General features: G+C 68.3%; 17 protein-coding genes. 7 read left to right on the top strand and 10 right to left on the bottom strand.

The window, feature by feature from the left end:
- The first annotated feature begins 22 nt into the window (after positions 1 to 22).
- Positions 23 to 1,036, top strand: a complete 1,014-nt coding sequence (locus AB8P05_RS24100; protein ID WP_472760723.1) for a chemotaxis protein CheB — start codon at positions 23 to 25, stop codon at positions 1,034 to 1,036.
- Between the two features lie 74 nt (positions 1,037 to 1,110).
- Here AB8P05_RS24100 and AB8P05_RS24095 read toward each other — a convergent pair whose 3' ends face one another.
- On the bottom strand, positions 1,111 to 1,623 hold the full coding sequence (locus AB8P05_RS24095; protein WP_455174850.1) for a ferritin-like domain-containing protein: 513 nt from the start codon (positions 1,621 to 1,623) through the stop codon (positions 1,111 to 1,113).
- Between the two features lie 324 nt (positions 1,624 to 1,947).
- On the opposite strand from AB8P05_RS24095, the gene AB8P05_RS24090 reads away from it, so the two are divergent.
- Complete coding sequence (locus tag AB8P05_RS24090) at positions 1,948 to 4,257, top strand: FdhF/YdeP family oxidoreductase (protein ID WP_472760722.1); 2,310 nt, start codon at positions 1,948 to 1,950, stop codon at positions 4,255 to 4,257.
- 15 nt (positions 4,258 to 4,272) lie between these two features.
- On the opposite strand, the gene AB8P05_RS24085 is transcribed toward AB8P05_RS24090, so the two are convergent.
- The 9 genes from AB8P05_RS24085 to AB8P05_RS24045 form a co-directional block, all read right to left on the bottom strand.
- A complete protein-coding gene (locus AB8P05_RS24085) occupies positions 4,273 to 5,160 on the bottom strand; it encodes a tellurite resistance TerB family protein (protein WP_472760721.1) in 888 nt (295 codons plus the stop codon).
- 292 nt (positions 5,161 to 5,452) lie between these two features.
- Positions 5,453 to 6,499 carry an ABC transporter permease gene (locus AB8P05_RS24080; protein ID WP_472760720.1) on the bottom strand — a complete coding sequence of 349 codons (1,047 nt, stop codon included), beginning with the start codon at positions 6,497 to 6,499 and terminating at the stop codon, positions 5,453 to 5,455.
- Positions 6,496 to 8,043 carry a sugar ABC transporter ATP-binding protein gene (locus AB8P05_RS24075; protein ID WP_472760719.1) on the bottom strand — a complete coding sequence of 516 codons (1,548 nt, stop codon included), beginning with the start codon at positions 8,041 to 8,043 and terminating at the stop codon, positions 6,496 to 6,498. Before AB8P05_RS24075 ends, AB8P05_RS24080 begins: the two co-directional genes overlap by 4 nt.
- A gap of 64 nt (positions 8,044 to 8,107) precedes the next feature.
- Positions 8,108 to 9,187 carry a TMAO reductase system periplasmic protein TorT gene (gene torT, locus AB8P05_RS24070; protein ID WP_472760718.1) on the bottom strand — a complete coding sequence of 360 codons (1,080 nt, stop codon included), beginning with the start codon at positions 9,185 to 9,187 and terminating at the stop codon, positions 8,108 to 8,110.
- 88 nt (positions 9,188 to 9,275) lie between these two features.
- A complete protein-coding gene (locus AB8P05_RS24065; RefSeq protein ID WP_472760717.1) occupies positions 9,276 to 10,247 on the bottom strand; it encodes a 5-oxoprolinase subunit C family protein in 972 nt (323 codons plus the stop codon).
- Positions 10,237 to 11,112 carry a 5-oxoprolinase subunit B family protein gene (locus AB8P05_RS24060; RefSeq protein WP_455174843.1) on the bottom strand — a complete coding sequence of 292 codons (876 nt, stop codon included), beginning with the start codon at positions 11,110 to 11,112 and terminating at the stop codon, positions 10,237 to 10,239. Before AB8P05_RS24060 ends, AB8P05_RS24065 begins: the two co-directional genes overlap by 11 nt.
- Positions 11,113 to 11,124: 12 nt before the next feature.
- Positions 11,125 to 12,501, bottom strand: coding sequence for an acetyl-CoA carboxylase biotin carboxylase subunit (locus AB8P05_RS24055; RefSeq protein WP_472760716.1), 1,377 nt, complete (start codon positions 12,499 to 12,501; stop codon positions 11,125 to 11,127).
- A gap of 5 nt (positions 12,502 to 12,506) precedes the next feature.
- The gene (locus AB8P05_RS24050) at positions 12,507 to 12,761 is read right to left on the bottom strand and encodes an acetyl-CoA carboxylase (RefSeq protein WP_472760715.1); all 255 of its coding nucleotides are present in this window, start codon (positions 12,759 to 12,761) and stop codon (positions 12,507 to 12,509) included.
- Positions 12,762 to 12,800: 39 nt separating this feature from the next.
- Positions 12,801 to 13,586 carry a 5-oxoprolinase subunit PxpA gene (locus AB8P05_RS24045; RefSeq protein ID WP_455174841.1) on the bottom strand — a complete coding sequence of 262 codons (786 nt, stop codon included), beginning with the start codon at positions 13,584 to 13,586 and terminating at the stop codon, positions 12,801 to 12,803.
- Between the two features lie 276 nt (positions 13,587 to 13,862).
- Here AB8P05_RS24045 and AB8P05_RS24040 point away from each other — a divergent pair, with 276 nt between their 5' ends.
- The 5 genes from AB8P05_RS24040 to rbsB all read left to right on the top strand — a co-directional run bounded on the left by AB8P05_RS24040 (position 13,863) and on the right by rbsB (position 18,776).
- Positions 13,863 to 14,774, top strand: a complete 912-nt coding sequence (locus tag AB8P05_RS24040) for a LysR family transcriptional regulator (protein WP_014189244.1) — start codon at positions 13,863 to 13,865, stop codon at positions 14,772 to 14,774.
- A 138-nt stretch (positions 14,775 to 14,912) separates the two neighbouring features.
- Entirely contained in the window at positions 14,913 to 15,332 is a 420-nt protein-coding gene (gene rbsD / locus AB8P05_RS24035) for a D-ribose pyranase (protein WP_472760714.1), read from the top strand.
- Positions 15,333 to 15,346: 14 nt separating this feature from the next.
- Positions 15,347 to 16,843 carry a sugar ABC transporter ATP-binding protein gene (locus AB8P05_RS24030; RefSeq protein ID WP_472760713.1) on the top strand — a complete coding sequence of 499 codons (1,497 nt, stop codon included), beginning with the start codon at positions 15,347 to 15,349 and terminating at the stop codon, positions 16,841 to 16,843.
- On the top strand, positions 16,840 to 17,805 hold the full coding sequence (gene rbsC / locus AB8P05_RS24025) for a ribose ABC transporter permease (protein WP_472760712.1): 966 nt from the start codon (positions 16,840 to 16,842) through the stop codon (positions 17,803 to 17,805). Before AB8P05_RS24030 ends, rbsC begins: the two co-directional genes overlap by 4 nt.
- A gap of 77 nt (positions 17,806 to 17,882) precedes the next feature.
- The gene (gene rbsB, locus AB8P05_RS24020) at positions 17,883 to 18,776 is read left to right on the top strand and encodes a ribose ABC transporter substrate-binding protein RbsB (protein WP_472760711.1); all 894 of its coding nucleotides are present in this window, start codon (positions 17,883 to 17,885) and stop codon (positions 18,774 to 18,776) included.
- The last annotated feature ends 3 nt before the right edge of the window (positions 18,777 to 18,779 follow it).

Here is an 18,779-nt window from a genome sequence, read left to right as displayed (position 1 = left end):
AATCGCGCATTGTTCTAGTTCGATGGACAAATGCGACATCCTTGCGATCGGCGCATCGGCCGGCGGGCTGGCGGCGCTCAGGCGGCTGTTCGGCGGCATGCCTAAGGGGTTTGCGCCGACCGTGTTCGTCGTCGTCCATGTGTCGCCGACCGCGCGCAGCACTATGCCGCTCCTGCTAGACCGCGTCGGCTGGCTTCCGGCCTTCCATCCCGGCGACGGCGAGCCGATCCGGCCGGGCCACATCCATGTGGCGCCGCCCGACCATCATCTGCTGGTCCACCGCGACCGCGTGCTGATCCGCCGCGGCCCGCGTGAGAACCGGACCCGGCCCGCCGTCGATCCGCTGTTCCGTTCCGCCGGCGTGGCCTTCGGCAGCCGCGTAATCGGCATCGTGCTGTCGGGCACGCTGGACGACGGCGCCTCCGGGCTGCGGGCGATCCGCCGCTGCGGTGGGGTCGGCGTCGCCCAGGACCCTGCCGAGGCCGAATGGCCCGGCATGCCCCTGAGCGCCATCGAGCGCGGCGAGGTCGACCATATCCTGCCGCTGGACAGGATGCCGGCCCTGCTCGCCCGGCTTTCCGCCGAGCCGGCTCCCCCAAGCCCGCCGACCCCGCTCGATATCGCAACGGAAGCGCGGATCGCCGAGCAGGAGTTCACCACCATGTCAGACGATACCCAGACGGTCGGCAAGCCGACCACCCTGTCCTGTCCCGAATGCGGCGGCGGCCTGTCCGAGATCCGTGACGGTGCGGTCCTGCGCTTCCGTTGCCATATCGGCCATGCCTACAGCCCGGAAAGCATGCAGGAAGCGCAGGCAGAGGCGATGGAGAATGCTCTCTGGGTCGCCCTGCGCACCCACGAGGACCGCGTGGAGCTGTTCCGGCGGCTTGCCGGCCACGCCAGGGAGCGTGGCCAGACCCATCTCGCCGCCAATTGGGACCAGCAGATGCAGGAAGCCCGCAGGAACGCCGACCTGTTGCGGACCGTGCTGTCCAAGCCGGAGGTCCGGCGGACCAGCGAACAGCAGAAGAACTGATCCGGGAATCGGCAAGCAGGGAGTCGGGCCGCATGGCCCGGCTCCCTGCGTCCGGTCGGTGGGTGCCTGTCCGGTCAGCGCTTCGCTTCGGCGGGCGCCCCGGCTTCCTGGCGCGTCAGGAAGGTTTCGGTGACCTGCGGCAGCCGCTGCTCCAGCCACGAGGCCATCTCGATCTCCTCGTCCAGGCTCTGCTGCAGCGTGCGGGCGATCTCCGTCTCGCCGGCGCGGTTGGCGGCAGCGATCAGGGCGCGGTAGTTGGCGATCTCGAAATGCTCGAAGGCATAGTTGAAGATCCCGGCCTTCACGATCTCGTCGTCGGCGAACACGCCCGACAGCGACTGCGCATTGCCGATCAGCATGCCGACGCCGGTCTTGATCGAAGAGGTGCTGCTGCCGAGCGACTGCAGGCACTGGCTCAGCCGTTCCGCCTGACGGTTGGAGACGTCGATGTGCTCCTGGGCCTTCGCCAGCATTTCCGGATAGTTCTTGATGCGGTCGACCTGACGCTCAAGCATCTCGACCGCTTGGCTTTCCATGGCATGGGCATCGCGCAGCCACGCGATCAGGTTGTCTTTGGCGTTGGGCATGGATGGTTCTCCACTGACCTGAGGATTCAGTCCCGGGGGTTTTCCCCCAGGCGGCTCCGCGCACGGCGCTGGGCTCGTCGCGGGGGCCTGTCTTCCTGCCAACAGGACCGGCCCGGCTCCATTACGCCCGGGCCCCGCTCAACGGAGGACTTACGCCGTTGCGGTAGCGTGGGCGGGAGGGAGAGCAGCCGCTTCCGCCGCCGGACGGTCCTGCGGAACCTGTCGCCGCCCGGCCGGTTGGACCTACCAGGAAGACGGCGGCCACCCCGCTCCCAAAGATCAGCCCGTCCTGACCTTTAGACCAATCGCTGAAAGACCCGCGCCATGAGCATCGACGGCCTGTCGGACGACGAGAACACCCCGCATTACGACAAGCCCGCCGGCGGATGGGGCTCGGTCGGCTCCATGGCCCGGATCCTGGGCGACGAGCTGCCGACACCCGCCGTGCTCGATACGCTGCGCCGGCAGAACAAGCCCGGCGGCTTCATGTGCGTGTCCTGCGCCTGGGGAAAGCCGGCCAAGCCGCACACCTTCGAATTCTGCGAGAACGGCGCCAAGGCGACGATCTGGGAACTGACCAGCCGACGCTGCACGCCGGACTTCTTCGCCCGGCACAGCGTCAGCGAACTGAAGGGCTGGAAGGATTACGACCTGGAACAGCAGGGGCGGCTGACCCACCCCATGCGCTACGATCGCGCCGGCGACCGCTATGTGCCCTGCAGCTGGGAGGAGGCCTTTGCCGCCATCGGTGCGGAACTGCGGGCGATTGATCCGGAGCAGGCGGTCTTCTACGCCTCCGGCCGCGCCAGCCTGGAAACCTCCTACCTCTACGCGCTGTTCGCGCGGCTGTACGGGCACAACAACCTGCCCGACAGCTCCAACATGTGTCACGAGACGACCTCGGTCGGGCTGAAGAAGGTCATCGGATCGCCGGTCGGCACCTGCGTGCTGGACGATTTCGACAGCTGCGACGCCATCTTCTTCTTCGGGCAGAACACCGGTTCCAACAGCCCGCGCCTGCTCCACCCGCTGCAGCAGGCGGTGAAGCGCGGCGCGCGGATCGTCACCTTCAACCCCGTGCGCGAAAAGGGCCTGGAGAGCTTCCGCAACCCGCAGAGCCCGCTGGAGATGCTGACCGGCAAGGACACGCAGATCTCGACGCTCTATTTCCAGGTCAAGGCCGGCGGCGACATCGCCGCGATCACCGGCCTCATCAAGCATGTGCTGGCGGCAGAGGAGGCGCGCTGGTCCGGGCAGAAGCGGCATGTCATCGACCCCGACTTCATCGTCCAGCACACCGTCGGCTTCGAGGAGATGAAGGCGCGGGTGGAGGCCGTCGGCTGGGACGAGATCGAACGGGAATCCGGCCTGACCCGCGAGGAGCTGAAGCAGGCCGCCGACATCTACGTCGAGGCCGACCGCTCCATCGCCATGTACGGCATGGGCCTGACCCAGCATGTGCGCGGGTCCGAGACGCTGGCGGCCCTGGTGAATCTCTGGCTGCTGAAGGGCAACATCGGGCGCGACGGCACCGGTGTCTCGCCGGTCCGCGGCCATTCGAACGTGCAGGGACAGCGCACCGTCGGCATCTCCGAAAAGCCGGAGCTGGTGCCGCTCGACCGGCTGGCCGACCAGTTCGGCTTCGAGCCGCCGCGCAAGGAGGGGCTGAATACCGTCAAGGCCTGCGAGAAGATCCTGTCGGGCGAGGTGAGGGCCTTCATCGGGCTGGGCGGCAACTTCGTCCGTGCCATCCCGGAGCGCGACCGGATGGAGGCGGCATGGCCCCGCATGCGCCTGACGGTTCAGATCGCGACCAAGCTGAACCGCAGCCACCTGATCAACGGCGAGGTCGCCTTCCTGCTGCCCTGCCTCGGCCGGTCGGAAGAGGATCTGCAGGAAAGCGGCGCCCAGGCGGTGACGATGGAAGACAGCCTGAGCTGCATCCACGGCTCGCTCGGCAACAACACGCCGGCCAGCCCGCATCTGAAATCGGAGGTCGCCATCGTCGCCGGCATGGCCAAGGCGACCCTGCCGCCCAACCCGAAGGTCAAATGGGACGAATGGGTGGCCGACTACCGCCGCATCCGCGCCCTGATCGAGGAGACCTATCCCGACCAGTTCCACCGTTTCAACGAACGGGTCTTCACGCCGGGCGGCTTCTACCGCGGCAATCCCGCCCGCGAACGCATCTGGAAGACCCCGTCGGGCAAGGCCCATTTCACCCCGCCGGGACAGCTGCGCGCCATCGGGTTCGACGATGCGCCAGGCCGCTTCCGGCTGATCTCCATGCGGTCCAACGACCAGTTCAACACGACGATCTACGGCTATTCCGACCGGCTGCGCGGGATCGAGGGCACGCGCGACGTTCTGCTGATGAACCCGGCCGACATCGCCGCCGCCGGGCTGTGGGAGGGTCAGGTGGTCGGGCTTGCCGGCGATGCCGGCGACGGCGTGGACCGCCGGGTCGACGGGCTGACGGTCACGCCCTTCCGCCTGCCGCGCGGCTGCATCGGCGGCTATTACCCGGAGATGAACCCGCTGATCCCGCTCTGGTATCACGACGAGGCGTCGGAGACCCCCGCCGCCAAGGGCGTACCGGTGCGCATCGTCATCGACCCGCCGGCACGCCCCTGACGGCAAGCGCGCGGGTCACACCATAGAATCCAGCTCCCGGCGCCGGTCCTCCGGCAGGCCGAGGCGGGCGGCGAGGTAGGCCAGATACTGGCGGTCGACCTCGCTGCCGCCGCGCACCGCCAGCTCGGAGGCGAGATAGACCTGCTCCGCCGTTTCCGGGTCGCGCACCTCGCGCACGATGTCGTCCATCGGGCGCGGCGACCGCAACTCCGCCTCGACGATCCGCCGGTCTTCCAGATCGGCCTGGGCGGCGTCCAGGCTGTCGAGGATGCGGCGCTGTTCGTCGGGGGAAATCCGGCCGTCCGCATTCGCCGCGGCGATCATGGCGCGGATCAGCAGAAGCGCCTTGGCGTCGCCCAGATCGGGTTCCGGCGTGCCGCCACGCAGCACCCCGGCGAGACGGTCACCGAGGCCGCCCATTCCGGCGCCGCCACCCATGCCGCCGCCCATCACGCCGCCACCCATCACACTGCCGCGCGTGGTGCCCCCCATTGCACCGCCCAGCGCGCCGCCGAGCGCCCCGCCCAGCCCGAGCCGGTTGAGAATGCCCCCCAGCGGTCCGCTCGCGGCCGGAGGAGGAGGCTGCGGTCCGGATGTCTGTCCGGACATGGCCGGCTTCTGGCTTTCCTGATAGGCGCGGTAGGCGAGATAGGCGAGCGAAGCGAGACCCGCCTTCTGAAGCAGTCCCGATCCGTGCCCGCCGGCAAATCCGCCCGCCAGCCCGCCCATCCCCGCGGCCGGTCCATGCGGCATGCCATAGCCGTGTCCGTAATATTTCTTTTTCTTCTTGCCCTTCTTGCCAAGGAGCAGAGGCATCGCGGCGGCAAAGGCCGGCCCCCGGCCGGTGCGGCCGGCAAGGCCATTGGCCAATATGACGCCGAGAACTTTGCTCAGATTGCTCATCGTTCCCTTCCTCTTCGTGGGTTCAGGGGCCGGTACGGGAACCGCCAGCCCGGCCATGGCCGGGAGCCGTAGAGATGGGGTCGTTCCGGGCCTTTGAAACCCACCTCCCACTCAAGAACGATGAAACACACCCTCCACCCTCACGCGGATTCCGCCACCGGCGGCAGGCCGGGCAGCGGCTTGTCGAGCGTGATGGGGAGGTCCCCTGGCCGAGCGTCACGCGATCCCCCGGCCGGGCATTCCGAAGACGCCCCTGCCGTCAACGGAGAACATCGTCCGTGACGCGATGGAATCAGGCGTCCATCATCATGCGGTAGCGGATCTGATCGAAGATCACCGCGAGAATCAGAAGCCCGCCCAGCAGCACCATCTGCAGATAGGATCCGACCTGCGCCAGGTTCATGCCGTTCTGGACCAGCACGATGAACAGGGCGCCCAGCACGACGGTCTCCACCCGGCCGATGCCGCCGCGGAGCGACACGCCGGCGATCACGCAGGCGGCGATGGACTCCAGGGCGAGCGTTCCGCCCAGATTGGCCTCTCCCGATTCCACCCGGGCCGTCAGCAACAGGCCCGTCAGCGCCGCGATCAGGGCGCACAGGACATAGGCGACGATCAGCGTGCGCCCGGTGTCGATGGCCGACAGTCTGGCGGCTTTGATGTTGCCGCCGACGGCATAGAGGTGGGCGCCGATCCTGGTGCGCGTCATGACGACCCAGGCGACCGCGACCGCCACGGCGGCGACCAGCACCGGCACCGGAATGCCCATCCAGCGGCCGAAGCCGAACAGCTCGGCGAACTCCACCGGCAGGCCGGACACCGGGACGCCGCCGGTCAGGAACAGCGATCCGCCCGCCGCCACGGAACTGACGCCCAGCGTCATGATGAAGGGCGAGACGCCGAACAGCGCGACGCCGGCGCCATTCGCCAGACCGACCAGCGCCGCCACCGCGAAACCGGCCAGCGCGCCCAGCGCGATCACCAGGGCCGGGGAATCCGGGAACATCGTGGCGAGTGCCGCCATCGCCAGCGCCGACACCACGGAGGTGAGGGCGACGGTCGCCCCGACCGCGAGATCGAACCCGCCGGTGATCAGCACCGTCATCTGACCCAGCGACACCAGAACCAGATAGACCGACTGGCGCATCACGTTGACGAGATTGTCGGCGGTCAGGAAGCGGTCGGAGGCGAGCGTGAACACGATCAGCGCCGCCGCCAGGAAGAAGGGCAGCACGCCCAGGCGGATGAACAGCGCCCGCCCGGCCGCGCGCAGCCGGACGGTGGTGGTGGCCGGGGCGGTGCCGGAGGACGGCGATGCGGCGGATGAGGTGGCGCTCATGCGGGCAGTCTCGCTTCCTGGTCGATGGTGGGGACCGGCGGGATGGCAGCCGACGGAACGGGATCGAAGAAGTGGGAAAGGATGGCCGTCTCGGTGATGGCGTCGCCTTCCAGTTCGGCGGCGATGCGGCCATGGGCGAAGACCAGCAGGCGGTGGGCGAGGTTCATCGCCTCCGGCAGGTCGGAGGAAATGACGACCACCGCCTTGCCGGCCTCGGCCAGTTCGCGGATCAGGCGGTAGATGGCGGCACGAGCGCCCATGTCGACGCCGACGGTCGGCTCGTCGAAGATGTAAAGGTCGTAGTCGCGGCCGAGCGCACGGCCGAACAGCGCCTTCTGCTGGTTGCCGCCCGACAGCTTTCCGACGGCCCGGCCGCGATAGGCGGCCGGCAGCTCGACCCGTTCGGCGGTCGCCTCGCAACGCTTGCGGATGCGCCGCCAGGGCAGCAGGCCGAAGCGGCCCGGCGTGCCGGCCAGTTCCCCCTGGGCCAGATTGTCCCGCGTGCTGAAGGCCAGCTGCAACCCTTCGGTCTTGCGGTCGGGCGGCACATAGCAGAGGCCCGCACGCATCAGCTCGCGGGTCGCCGCACCGGTGAGGTCGCGCCCCCGGACGGTCACCCGCCCCGCCTGGATGGGCAGCAGCCCCATCAGCGCCCGGAAGCTGCGCGACTTGCCTGAGCCGACGAGGCCGGCCACGCCCAGCACCTCGCCCGCGCGGACCTCCAGATCGACGCCATGAACGCCCCACGCCCGCAGCCCCTCCGTCCGCAGCAGGACCGGACCGGGGTTGCGGGCAATGGACGGGTAGATTTCGGCGATGGCGCGGCCGGCCATCATCTCAAGCAGGGCCGCCTCGCTGGTGTCGGCCATCGCCACGGTGCCGATCCGCCGTCCGTCGCGCAGGACGGTGACGCGGTCGGCGATGCGGGCGAACTCCTGCATCCGGTGCGAGATGTAGACGATGCCGACGCCACGCGCCTTCATGCGCGCGATCACCGCGAACAGATGATCGACCTCCCGGTCGGTCAGCGAGGCCGTCGGCTCGTCGAGGATCAGGATGCCGACCTCGCCGTGCAGGGCCTTGGCGATCTCCACCATCTGCTGTTCGGCGCGGCTCAGCGTGGCGACCAGCCGTTTCGGATCAATGGCGAAATCAAGCTCGGCGAACAGGGCGGCGGCCTTGCGCCGCATCGCCCGGCGGTCGAGAAATGGGCCGCTCATCGGCTCGTCGCCCAGGAACAGGTTCTCCGCCACCGTCAGGGTCGGGACCAGCGAGAATTCCTGGAAGACGGCGGAGATGCCGGCGGCGCGGGCATCGGCGACGCCGGTGAAGCGGACATGCCGGCCGCGCAGCAGAATCTCGCCCTCGCTGGGGGCGGAGACCCCGGCCAGCAGCGAGATCAGGGTCGATTTACCAGCGCCGTTCTCCCCGAACAGCACATGCACCTCGCCGGGGCGCAGGTCGAAATCGACGCGGTCCAGCGCGGTGACGCCGGGATAGCGCTTGGTCAGGGCGACGGTCCGGATCAGGACGGGAGGGGACATGCGCACACTCCGGATGGCCCCCGCCGCCGGCCCCATCGGGAAGCCGGCGACGGGGGAAACAGCCTCACTTCACGCTGAAAACCGGGGAGAAATTGTCCGGCGGCAGGATGGCGTCGCGCGGCACGCTGCCGACATTGCTCTTGTCGACGACGAAGATCTTCGGGCCGACATGGCGGACCAGATCGGCCTTCTCCAGCGCCCGCACCGCCTGATCGATGGCGATCCGGCCCTGGATGACCATCGAATCGGCCGGGGCCGCCTGGATGAAGCCGCGCTTGATGCCCTGGTGGACGCCGGGCGTCATGTAGAAGGCGATCAGACCGACCTTGTCGGTCAGCCCGCGCTCCCGCAGCAAGCCCTGCGCCGCCTCGGCGGTCACGGCGGTGCCGGCGATGTACTTGATGTCGGGCGTGGCCTGCAGCGCATCCTCGACCAGCCGCAGCTGCGCCTCCTTGCCGGTATCGCCGTATCGCGGTTCCAGCACCTGCACGGCGGAGCCGGCCACCGCCTCCATGAAGCCCTTGTTGGCAGCCTCGACCCAGCCGGCACCGGCCGGGCCGGGGAACCAGCCGACCTTCACCGGCGGGCTGCCGGCGGGATGCTTCGCCGCGAGGTAGCGGCCGGCCTCCGCCCCCATGGTGTGGAAGGACACCAGGGACTTGGCGGTCAGCGCCGGGGAGGAGATGCCGTTGATGACGTCGATCACCGGAATGTTCTTCTTCGCCAGCTCCGCCACCAGATTGTTCAGCCCGTCGAAGCTGATGGCGCCGATCACCACGGCATTGGCGCCACGGGCGACGCAATCCTCGATCTGGCTGATCTGCTTGTTCAGCTCGGTGTAGCCGCCGGCTTCCACCACGGTGACCTTCACCCCCAGCCGTCTGGCTTCCTCCACCACGCCGTAATCGACGCCGAGCCAGTAGGCGTCCTTCATGTGCGGAAAGGACACGCAGATGTCCCACTTCTTCGCCGCCTTGGGCAGCGGGCTGTAGGAGATGTCCTTCGGCCTGCCGTCGGCGGAAAAGGCGGGCGTCACCTCCACCGCCGGATAGGGGAACCACTCCGCGGCGGATGCCGGGCCGGCGGCGGCGAGGCTGCTTCCAAGAACTGTGGCGGCGACAAGAGCGCGAGCGAGGTCGTTCATGCGGGTGGTCTCCACGGCATGGGATGGGACGGATTGGGGATGTTTAAAAAGGAGGGAGGCGGCGGACGGGGTGCCGCCTCCCTTCCGGTCAGGCCAGGGCTTCGCGCAGGCGGGCCAGGCGACCGGCTTCTTCGGCGCGGGCAGCCAGCGCCTGATCCATGTCGACCTTGACGAAACGGACGCCGGTGTGGGGCTGCATCTGGCCGATCAGGTCCATGTCGGCGGAGATCACCGCGCCCAGCGTGAAATAGCCGCCGCCGGATACGGCGTCGCGGTGCAGAACGATGGGCTCGGTACCGCCCGGCACCTGGATCGAGCCGTAGGGATAGCAGGCATCGACGATGTTGGACGGGTTGGAGCCGGCGCCGAAGGGCTGTTCGCGCGGCTCGAAGGTGAAGGGGCGCCCGCCGCGGAACCGGTAGCCCATGCGGTCGGCTTCCGGCGCCACCTTCCAGCTGTCCTCGAAGAAGTTGCGCCCGGCCTCCTCGGTGATGAGGCGCCAGTAGAGGCCGGGCAGCACGCGCAGCTCGGCGCTCTTGCCCACTGTCCGGCGCAGGGCGTCGGGCACCTCGGTGCCGTGCCGCAGTGCGCCCGGCTTGCCCAGCGGCACCATGTCGCCCGCCGCCAGCGCCCGGCCGTGATAGCCGCCGAGTGCGCCGATGATGTAGGTGGAGCGGCTGCCCAGCGCCGGCGGGGTGTCGATGCCGCCGGAGATCGCGATGTAGGCGCGGGCGCCGCCCTTCAGATAATCGAAGGACAGAACCTGTCCGGCGCGCACCGGGAAGGCGGTCCAGGCCGGATGGGGTTCGCCATCGACGCGGGCCGGCAGGTCGGCGCCGGTGACGGCGACGGTGGCGTCCACCTCGAATTCCAGATGCGGCCCCATGAAGACCGCCTCCAGCGCCGCCGCCCCTTCCGGATTGCCGACCAGCAGGTTGGCGGCACGCAGCGCGTAACGGTCCATCGCCCCCGACATCGGGATGCCGAGATGGAAATAGCCGGGCCGGCCGAGATCCTGGACGGTGGTCAGCAGGCCGGGGTTGAGAACCTTAAACGCCATGGAGGGTCTCCATCAGCCGCTGGTTGGTGCCGTCGATGTCCGCGTTGAAGCCGTCCAGATCGAAGGTGACCTTGCGGATGCGCGGTTCGTAGCGGTTGGCCGCGACGTCGGCGGTGATGGCGTCGTATTCCTCGCGGTCGATCGGCTTCCATTTCACGATGTCGCCGGGGCGGAAGAACACCATGAACTCGCGCAGGTAGGAGACCTTCTGGGTGGGGTCGTAGATCGGCATCGGCGTGATGCCGAACATCTGGTAGCCGCCGGCGCCACGCACCGAATAGACGCAGCCGAAGCAGCCGCCATGGCCGATGGTGTGCTTGGGCGTGTCGGTGCGCGGGCGCAAATATTTCGGCACCTGGATCTGCCGCGACCGCTCGACCAGCTGGTAGAGGAAGGGAAGGCCGGCGACGAACCCCACCATCGACACGAACCAGGGCGAGGCATGGTGGGCGTGGATGAACTGTTCCACCGTGTCGTAACCGTTCATCCGGGCGGCGTATTCCAGATCGGTGCTCTGCGGGTCCTGGTGCCGCTCGCGGAAGCGCATCAGCGTTTCGGTGGTCCAGGGATCGCGATAGAAGACCGGCACCTCGACGATGCGGGTCTCCAGCCGCTTCTCCGCCTTGTCCGCCGCCTGTTCCAGCGCGCGCAGCCGGCCCATCAACTCGTCCGGGGCGATGCGGTCGGGGTCGAACTTGATCTGGAAGCTGCCGTTGGCCGGGCAGATCTCGGTGATGCCGTCGATGTGTGCGGCCCGGACCGCATTGGTGATCGACATGCTCTTGAAGAAGGCTTCGAGCGACATCTCCTCGTCCATCTCGACGAAGATGTGCTCGTCGCCACCGTAGGAATAGCGGGTCTGCATCCGGTGCTCCTATTACGCGGCCTTCTGGGGATCGAATGCGGGGTTCCCAGCCAGCCAGCCTTCCAGGAACCGGGTGTGCGCCCTGCCCGCCCGGACATCCGGGTCGGCGGCCAGCGCCTTGTGCAGCGGGACGGTGGTCTTCAGCCCGGTGACGGCGAAGCCCTCCAGCGCCGCCGCCATGCGGTCGATGGCTTCGTCCCGCGTTGCGCCGTGCACGATCAGCTTGCCGAGCAGGGAGTCGTAGAAGGGCGGAACCGTATAGCCCTCGTAGATCATGCCGTCGAAACGGACCTCCGGATCGGCCGGCACCGACAGGCTTTCGATGGTGCCGGGGCTGGGCAGGAAGCCGGCGGCCGGATCCTCGGCGTTGATGCGCACCTCGATGGCGTGGCCGGACCGCGTCACCTGATCCTGGGTGACGGGCAGCGGCTCGCCCCCGGCGATGCGGATCATCGCCGCCACCAGATCGATGCCGGTGATCATCTCGGTCACCGGATGCTCGACCTGGATGCGGGTGTTCATCTCGATGAAGTAGAAGGCGCCGGTCGGCTCGTCGTAGAGATATTCCAGCGTGCCGGCACCGCGGTAGCCGACGCTTTCGGCCAGCGCCACCGCCGAGGCGCAGAGCCGCGCGCGGGTTGCCTCGTCCAGGCAGGCGGCAGGCGCCTCCTCCCACACCTTCTGGCGGCGGCGCTGCAGCGAGCATTCGCGCTCGAAACAGTGGATGGCGCGGGTACCGTCGCCGAGGATCTGCACCTCGATGTGGCGGGCATTCTGGATCACCCGTTCCAGATAGAGCCCGCCATCACCGAAGGCGGCCTGGGCCTCCGACTGGGCCTGCGGGGCGAGGCGGCGCAGCTCGTCGGGAGTCTCGGCGATGCGGATGCCGCGCCCACCGCCGCCGGCCGCCGCCTTGATCATCACCGGATAGCCGATGGTTTCCGCAGCGGCGAGCGCTGCATCGACATCGGCGACGCGGCCCTGCGATCCGGGCACCACCGGCACCCCCGCGGCGATGGCGGCCTCGCGGGCGGCGGCCTTGTCGCCCATGCGGCGGATGGTGTCGGGCTTCGGACCGACGAAGACCATGCCGAAGCTCTCCACCATCTCGGCGAAGTCGGCATTCTCCGACAGGAAGCCGTAGCCGGGATGGACGGCATCGCAGCCGGCTTTCCGCGCGGCGGCCACCAGCCCCGCCGCATCGAGATAGGAATGCCGGGCGGCCGGACGGCCGACGCAGACCGCCTCGTCGGCCAGCTTGACCGCCAGCATGTCGCGGTCGGCTTCGGAATAGGCCTGGACCGTCCCGATCCCCAGGCTCTTGGCGGCGCGGATGATCCGCACCGCAATCTCGCCGCGGTTGGCGACGAACAGGCGACGGATCGTCATCGCCGTCAGCCTTCCAGCTCGACGAGGACGGCGCCGGCCATTACCGGCTCCTCATCCTCCACCGCGAAGCTCAGGATGGTGCCGCCGACATCGGCGCGGATCTCGTTGAAGCTCTTCATCACCTCGACGAGGCCGATGACGTCGCCCGGCTCCACCCGGTCGCCGACCTCCTTGAAGGGCGGCTGGCCGGGGGCGGGGCGCCGGTAGAAGGAACCGGGAAGGGGGAGCGGATCTCGGGCATCGAAACATTCCTTCTTCAACGGGCTGTCTGGAGGCGGGACTGAAAAGACCGGAGGATGTCAGCGCGTCTGGGCGACCAGATCGGCGGCCGCGACGATGCGCAGACCATCCTTCAGCAGGGCGTCGCGCACGGCGGTTCCGATGGCGAGCGCGCCCGGCGTGTCGGAGTGGAAGCAGATCGAGTCGAAGGCGATGTCGATGTCGTCGCCCTCCACCGTCCGCACCTTGCCGTCGCGGCAGGCGCGGACGCATTTGTCGGCGACCTCCGCCGGGTCGAGCGGCCGCATGCGGCGGGCGAAGACGATGGAGCCGCTGCGGTCATAGTCGCGATCCGCGTAGAATTCGCGGATGACCGGCAGGCCGGCCGCCTCGGCAACGGCGCAGGTCTTCGACACGTCCATGCAGAACAGCAGCGTGTCGGGGCTGGACTTCAGCAGCGCCTCGACCATCAGACGCGACAGCGTCTCGTCCTTCGCCGCCTCCATGTAAAGGGCGCCATGCGGCTTGACATGCTGCAGCCGGGTGCCGTGGCGGCGGGCGAATTCGCGCAGCGCGCCGACCTGATAGAGGATGTCGTTCACCAACTCCTCGGGCTTGGCCTGGATGACGCGGCGGCCGAAGCCCTGCAGGTCCCGGTAGCCGGGGTGGGCGCCCAGGGCCACGCCGCGCTCGACCCCCAGCCGCACCACGCGATCCATCAGGTTGGGATCGCCCGCATGGAAGCCGGTGGCGACATTGGCCGAGCTGATGAGGTCCATCAACGCGTCGTCGGAGGCTTCGCCGAGCGTCCACTGGCCGTACCCCTCGCCGAGGTCACAGTTGAGATCGACCATTGTACGAGCCAACGCCTTACTCCCTTGCTTGCTTACGGAACCAGGGGCGCTGAGCCCCAGGGATGAGTCCGTGGAATGGCTGCCTTGCCATATGAGCGTATGTTGTTCGCTGCCCTTTGCAATTTCTAATTTCTGAGATTGCTTTATCTGTTTTTCCGCTGTCCGATTCCGCCTGAAAATCGGGCATCATCGCGAAAATCCGCCGTTCTTGAGCAAACTTGGCCCGTGCAGGATTTAGGCATATTCTGATTTTTCGATATCCGGCCATGTGAAAATCCGGGGCTAACCATGCTGAATTTCCGCCACGTGAAATATTTCATCGCCACCGCCAATCTGGGGCAGGTGTCGCGTGCGGCGCGCGAGCTGTCGATTTCCCAGTCCGCGATCACCTCCGCCATCAAGGAACTGGAGGCGGAGGTCGGTGGACGGCTGTTCGTCCGCACCGCCCAGGGGATGGAGCTGACCGACACCGGCCGCCGTTTCCTGGCCGCGAGCCATCGCATCATGGCGAGCGTGGAGGAGGCGCTGCATCCGGCCGATACAGCGGCGGAGGTCGCCGGCAGCCTGTCCATCGGAGCCAGCTATACGGTTCTCGGATACTTCCTGCCGCAGCATCTGGAGCGGCTGGAGCGGCGCTACCCAAACCTGCGCATCCACATCCACGAGCTGACGCGCGAGATGATCGAGGACAATCTGATCACCGGCCGGCTCGACATGGCGGTGGTCCTGACCTCCAACATCAGCAATCCGGAGCTGACGACCGAAACGCTGATCGGAAGCCAGCGGCGCCTGTGGGTGCCGGCCGGGCACCGGCTGCTGGAACTCGATTCCGTCGGGCTGCAGGATGTGGCCGAGCATCCCTACATCATGCTGACCGTCGACGAGGCCGCCCACTGGACCACCCGCTACTGGAGCGCCTCCCCCTTCCGCCCCAACGTGCGGCTGCGCACCTCGTCGATCGAAGCCGTGCGCTCAACGGTCGCCAACGGCCAGGGCGTGACCATCCTGTCCGACATGGTCTACCGGCCATGGTCGCTGGAAGGCAAACGCATCGAGACGATCATCATGCGTGAGCGGGTTCCGGCAATGGATGTCGGCTTGGCTTGGCGCCAAGGGGTCGAGCTGACGCCGGCCATGCGTCTGTTCCGCACGCATTTCAGCGAGGTCTACCAGACTCCGCAAAGCCGCATGCCGCGGTGAACCGGCACACGGACGCCGGACCAGCACTGCACCGCGCTGCGGCACCGAATTGGTGCGCCGCAGCACCGCAAACGTTTGCGCAAACGTTTCGACGACGCTAGGCTCCCGCTGTCCCGCCCTGTTGGAGCCCGCTTTGCCATGAAACGGATCGGCCTTCTCAATGCCCCGCTCAGCCACGCCGTCGCGTCGCTGGGCCACACCCAGGCGTTGACCATCGCCGATGCCGGACTGCCGATCCCCGCCGGTCCGGAGCGCATCGATCTGGCGGTGACGCCCGGCCTGCCCTCCTTCCTCCAGGTCCTCGACGCGGTCGCCGGGGAAATGATGGTCGAGCGCGCGGTGATCGCGGCGGAGATGGCGGCGGTGAATCCGTCCCTGCGCGCCGTACTGGCCGAACGGCTGGATCGCATGGCGGCGGCCCAGGGCCGTGCCATTGCCCTGGACGAGGTTCCGCATGAGGAGTTCAAGCGGCTGACCGCCGGCTCGGCCGCCGTGGTGCGCACGGGCGAATGCTCCCCCTACGCCAACATCCTGCTCTATTCCGGCGTAACCTTCTGATCCGCGAGGCTGACATGGACCCAGAAACCGGGTTCCTGCTCGACCTCCGGGGGGTCGGCAAGGGGTTCAACGGCGTCACGGTGCTGGACGGGGTGGATTTCCGCCTGCGCGCCGGCGAGGTCATGGCGCTGATCGGCGAGAACGGCGCCGGCAAATCGACGCTGATGCGCATCGTCACCGGCATCATCCCGCCGGATTCGGCGAAGGCGATGATGTTCCGCGGGCAGGCGGTGAGCTTCACCGCGCCGCGGCAGGCGATCGACGCCGGCATCGCCATGATCCACCAGGAACTGAACCTGCTGCCGCATCTTTCGGTGTCCGACAACATCTGGCTGGGGCGCGAGCCCGTGAACCGGCTGGGCCTGATCGACCGCGCCCGGATGCGGCGCGAGGCGGCGGCCCTGCTGCAGCGGCTGCGCCAGTCCATCGACCCGGACCGGTCGGTCGGCAGCCTCAGCGTCGGCCAGCAGCAGATGGTGGAGATCGCCCGCGCCCTGTCGCTGAACGCCGAACTCATCATCATGGACGAGCCGACCGACGCCCTGACCGATGTCGAGACCGCCGTCCTGTTCGAGGTGATCCGCGGCCTGAAGGCGGAGGGCAAGGGCATCGTCTACATCTCGCACCGGCTGGGCGAGATCTTCGCGCTGTGCGACAGCGTCACCGTGCTGCGCGACGGCCATATGGTCCACCGCAGCGCCGTCGCCGACCTCGACGAGGGGGAACTGATCCGCCACATGGTCGGCCGCTCCATCACCGACCAGTACCCCTACCTGCCCTGCCCCGCCGGGTCCGAACGGCTGGCGGTGGAAGGCTTGAGCGCCGAGGGGGTGAACGACGTCAGCTTCACCGCCGCCGGCGGCGAGATCCTGGGCTTCGCCGGGCTGATGGGCGCCGGGCGGACCGAACTGGGCAAGGCGATCTTCGGCGCCAGCCGGCTGCGCGCCGGACGCGTCCTGGTCGATGGGGCGGAGGTGCGGCTGCGCCATCCCCGCGACGGCGTGGCCGCCGGCATCGCCTATGTGCCCGAGGACCGCAAGGCGGAGGGGCTGATCCAGTCCCACTCCATCCGCACCAACATGTCGCTGGCCGCCCTCACGCAGCTCTGCGGACCGGCCGGCATCGTCCGGCAGGCCGACGAGCGCACGGCCATCGACCGCTTCATGGCCGCCTTCTCGGTCAAGGCGCACGGCATCGGGGCGGAGGTGCGGACGCTGTCGGGCGGCAACCAGCAGAAGATCTCGCTGGCCAAGGCGCTGATGCTGTCGCCCAAGGTCGTGATCCTGGACGAGCCGACGCGCGGCGTCGATGTCGGCGCCCGCCGGGAAATCTACGGCCTGATCAACGGCCTCAAGGCCCAGGGCCTGTGCATCCTGCTGATGTCGTCGGACATGCCGGAACTGCTGGGCTTGTCGGACCGCATCCTCGTCATGGCCGGCGGGCGGATCACCGGCCGCTTCGGCCGGGACGAGGCAACCCAGGAAAAGATCATGGCCTGCGCCATCGGATGAGCGCCGGAAGAGAGACGACGATGACCATGCTGATACGATTCCTGTCCCGCAACAAGCCGCTGGTCGGCCTGATCGTGCTGATGGCCGTTGTCGCCATCCTCAGCCCCAGCTTCCTGACCGTCGACAATCTGCTGAACATCCTGCGGCAGACCTCGATCAACGCGGTGATCGCGGTGGGCATGACCTATGTCATCCTGTCGGGCGGCATCGACCTGTCGGTCGGCTCGGTCCTGGCCTTCTGCGGGGCGGTGTGCGCCTGGCTGGTGGCGGGGGACATGTCGATCTGGCTCGCCATCCCCATCAGCCTGCTGCTGGGCGCCGGGCTGGGCGCCGTCAACGGCGTCGTCATCGGCACCGGCGGCGTGCAGCCCTTCGTCGCCACGCTGGTCGCCATGACCATGCTGCGCGGCGCCACCCTGGTCTTCACCGACGGGCGGCCGATCACCACCGGGACCGGTGCGGCGGCCGATGCCTTCTGGAGCGTCGGCGGCGGCTATCTGCTCGGCATTCCGGTGCCGGTGGTGATCGCGGGCGTCGTCTTCGCCGTCTGCGGCCTCGTCCTGACCCGGACCCGCTTCGGCCGCTACACCTATGCGGTCGGCGGCAACGAGGTTGTGGCCCGGCTGTCGGGCATCCGCGTCAATCTCGAGAAGACGACGATCTACGCCCTGTCGGGCCTGCTGGCGGCGCTGGCCGGCGTCATCCTGACCGCCCGGCTGGAAAGCGCGCAGCCGACCGCCGGCGCCGGCTACGAACTGGACGCCATCGCCGCCGTGGTGGTCGGCGGGACCAGCCTGTCCGGCGGCAAGGGCACCCTGTTCGGCACGCTGGTCGGCGCCCTCATCATCGGGGTGCTGAACAACGCGCTGAACCTGATGGACGTCTCCTCCTATTACCAGATGATCGCCAAGGGTGCGGTCATCCTGCTCGCGGTGCTCGCCGACAGCCGCAAGTCGTCGTAAGGCGACCGCTTTTCCGGATCGGCCCTTTCTGCTGTCCCCGCTGCACGAACAAGAACGATGAGGAAGGAAAACCAGCCATGCGTAAGCTTCTGACCGCTACCACCGTTGCCGCCACCGTCGCCGCCACCGCCCTGTTCGCCTCGGCCAACGCCCAGGCGGCCGACACCATCGCCTTGGTCGTCTCGACCCTCAACAACCCGTTCTTCGTCACGCTGAAGAACGGGGCCGAGGCCAAGGCCAAGGCGCTGGGCTACAACCTGCTGGTCCTCGATTCCCAGAACGATCCGGCTAAGGAGCTGGCCAACGTCGAGGACGTGGTGAACAAGAAGGTCAAGCTTCTGCTGGTCAACCCGACCGATTCCGATGCGGTGCGCTCGGCGGTCCGTTCGGCCAACCGCGCCAAGATCCCGGTGGTGACGCTCGATCGCTCGGCCAATGGCGGCGAGGTCGTCTCCCACATCGCGTCCGACAACGTGGCGGGCGGCCGGATGGCCGGGCAGCTGGTGGTCGACATGCTGAAGGGCCAGGGCGCCGTCGTCGAGCTGCAGGGCCTGCCGGGCGCCTCGGCCGCCCGCGACCGCGGCAAGGGCTTCCACGACGTGGTCGACAAGGCCGCCGGGATCAAGGTGGTGGCGAGCCAGCCGGCCGACTTCGACCGCACCAAGGCGCTGAACGTCATGGAGAACATCCTCCAGGCCCAGCAGAAGATCGACGTGGTGTTCGCCCACAACGACGAGATGGCGCTGGGTGCGGTCAAGGCTGTCCAGGCCTCGGGCCGCAAGATCCCGGTGGTCGGCTTCGACGGCACCGACGAAGGCATCGCCGCCATCAATGCCGGCACCCTGACCGCCTCGGTCGCCCAGCAGGCCGGCCTGATCGGCGAAAAGGGCGTCGAGACCGCCGACAAGGTGCTGAAAGGCGAGAAGGTCCCGGCCTTCACCCCGGTTGAGCTGAAGATGGTGACGAAGTAAGGC

This window comes from Azospirillum sp. VT-I1 (assembly GCF_055698305.1).
Note: the sequence above shows the minus strand (reverse complement) of the source record. Positions and strands in the feature narration are given on the sequence as shown.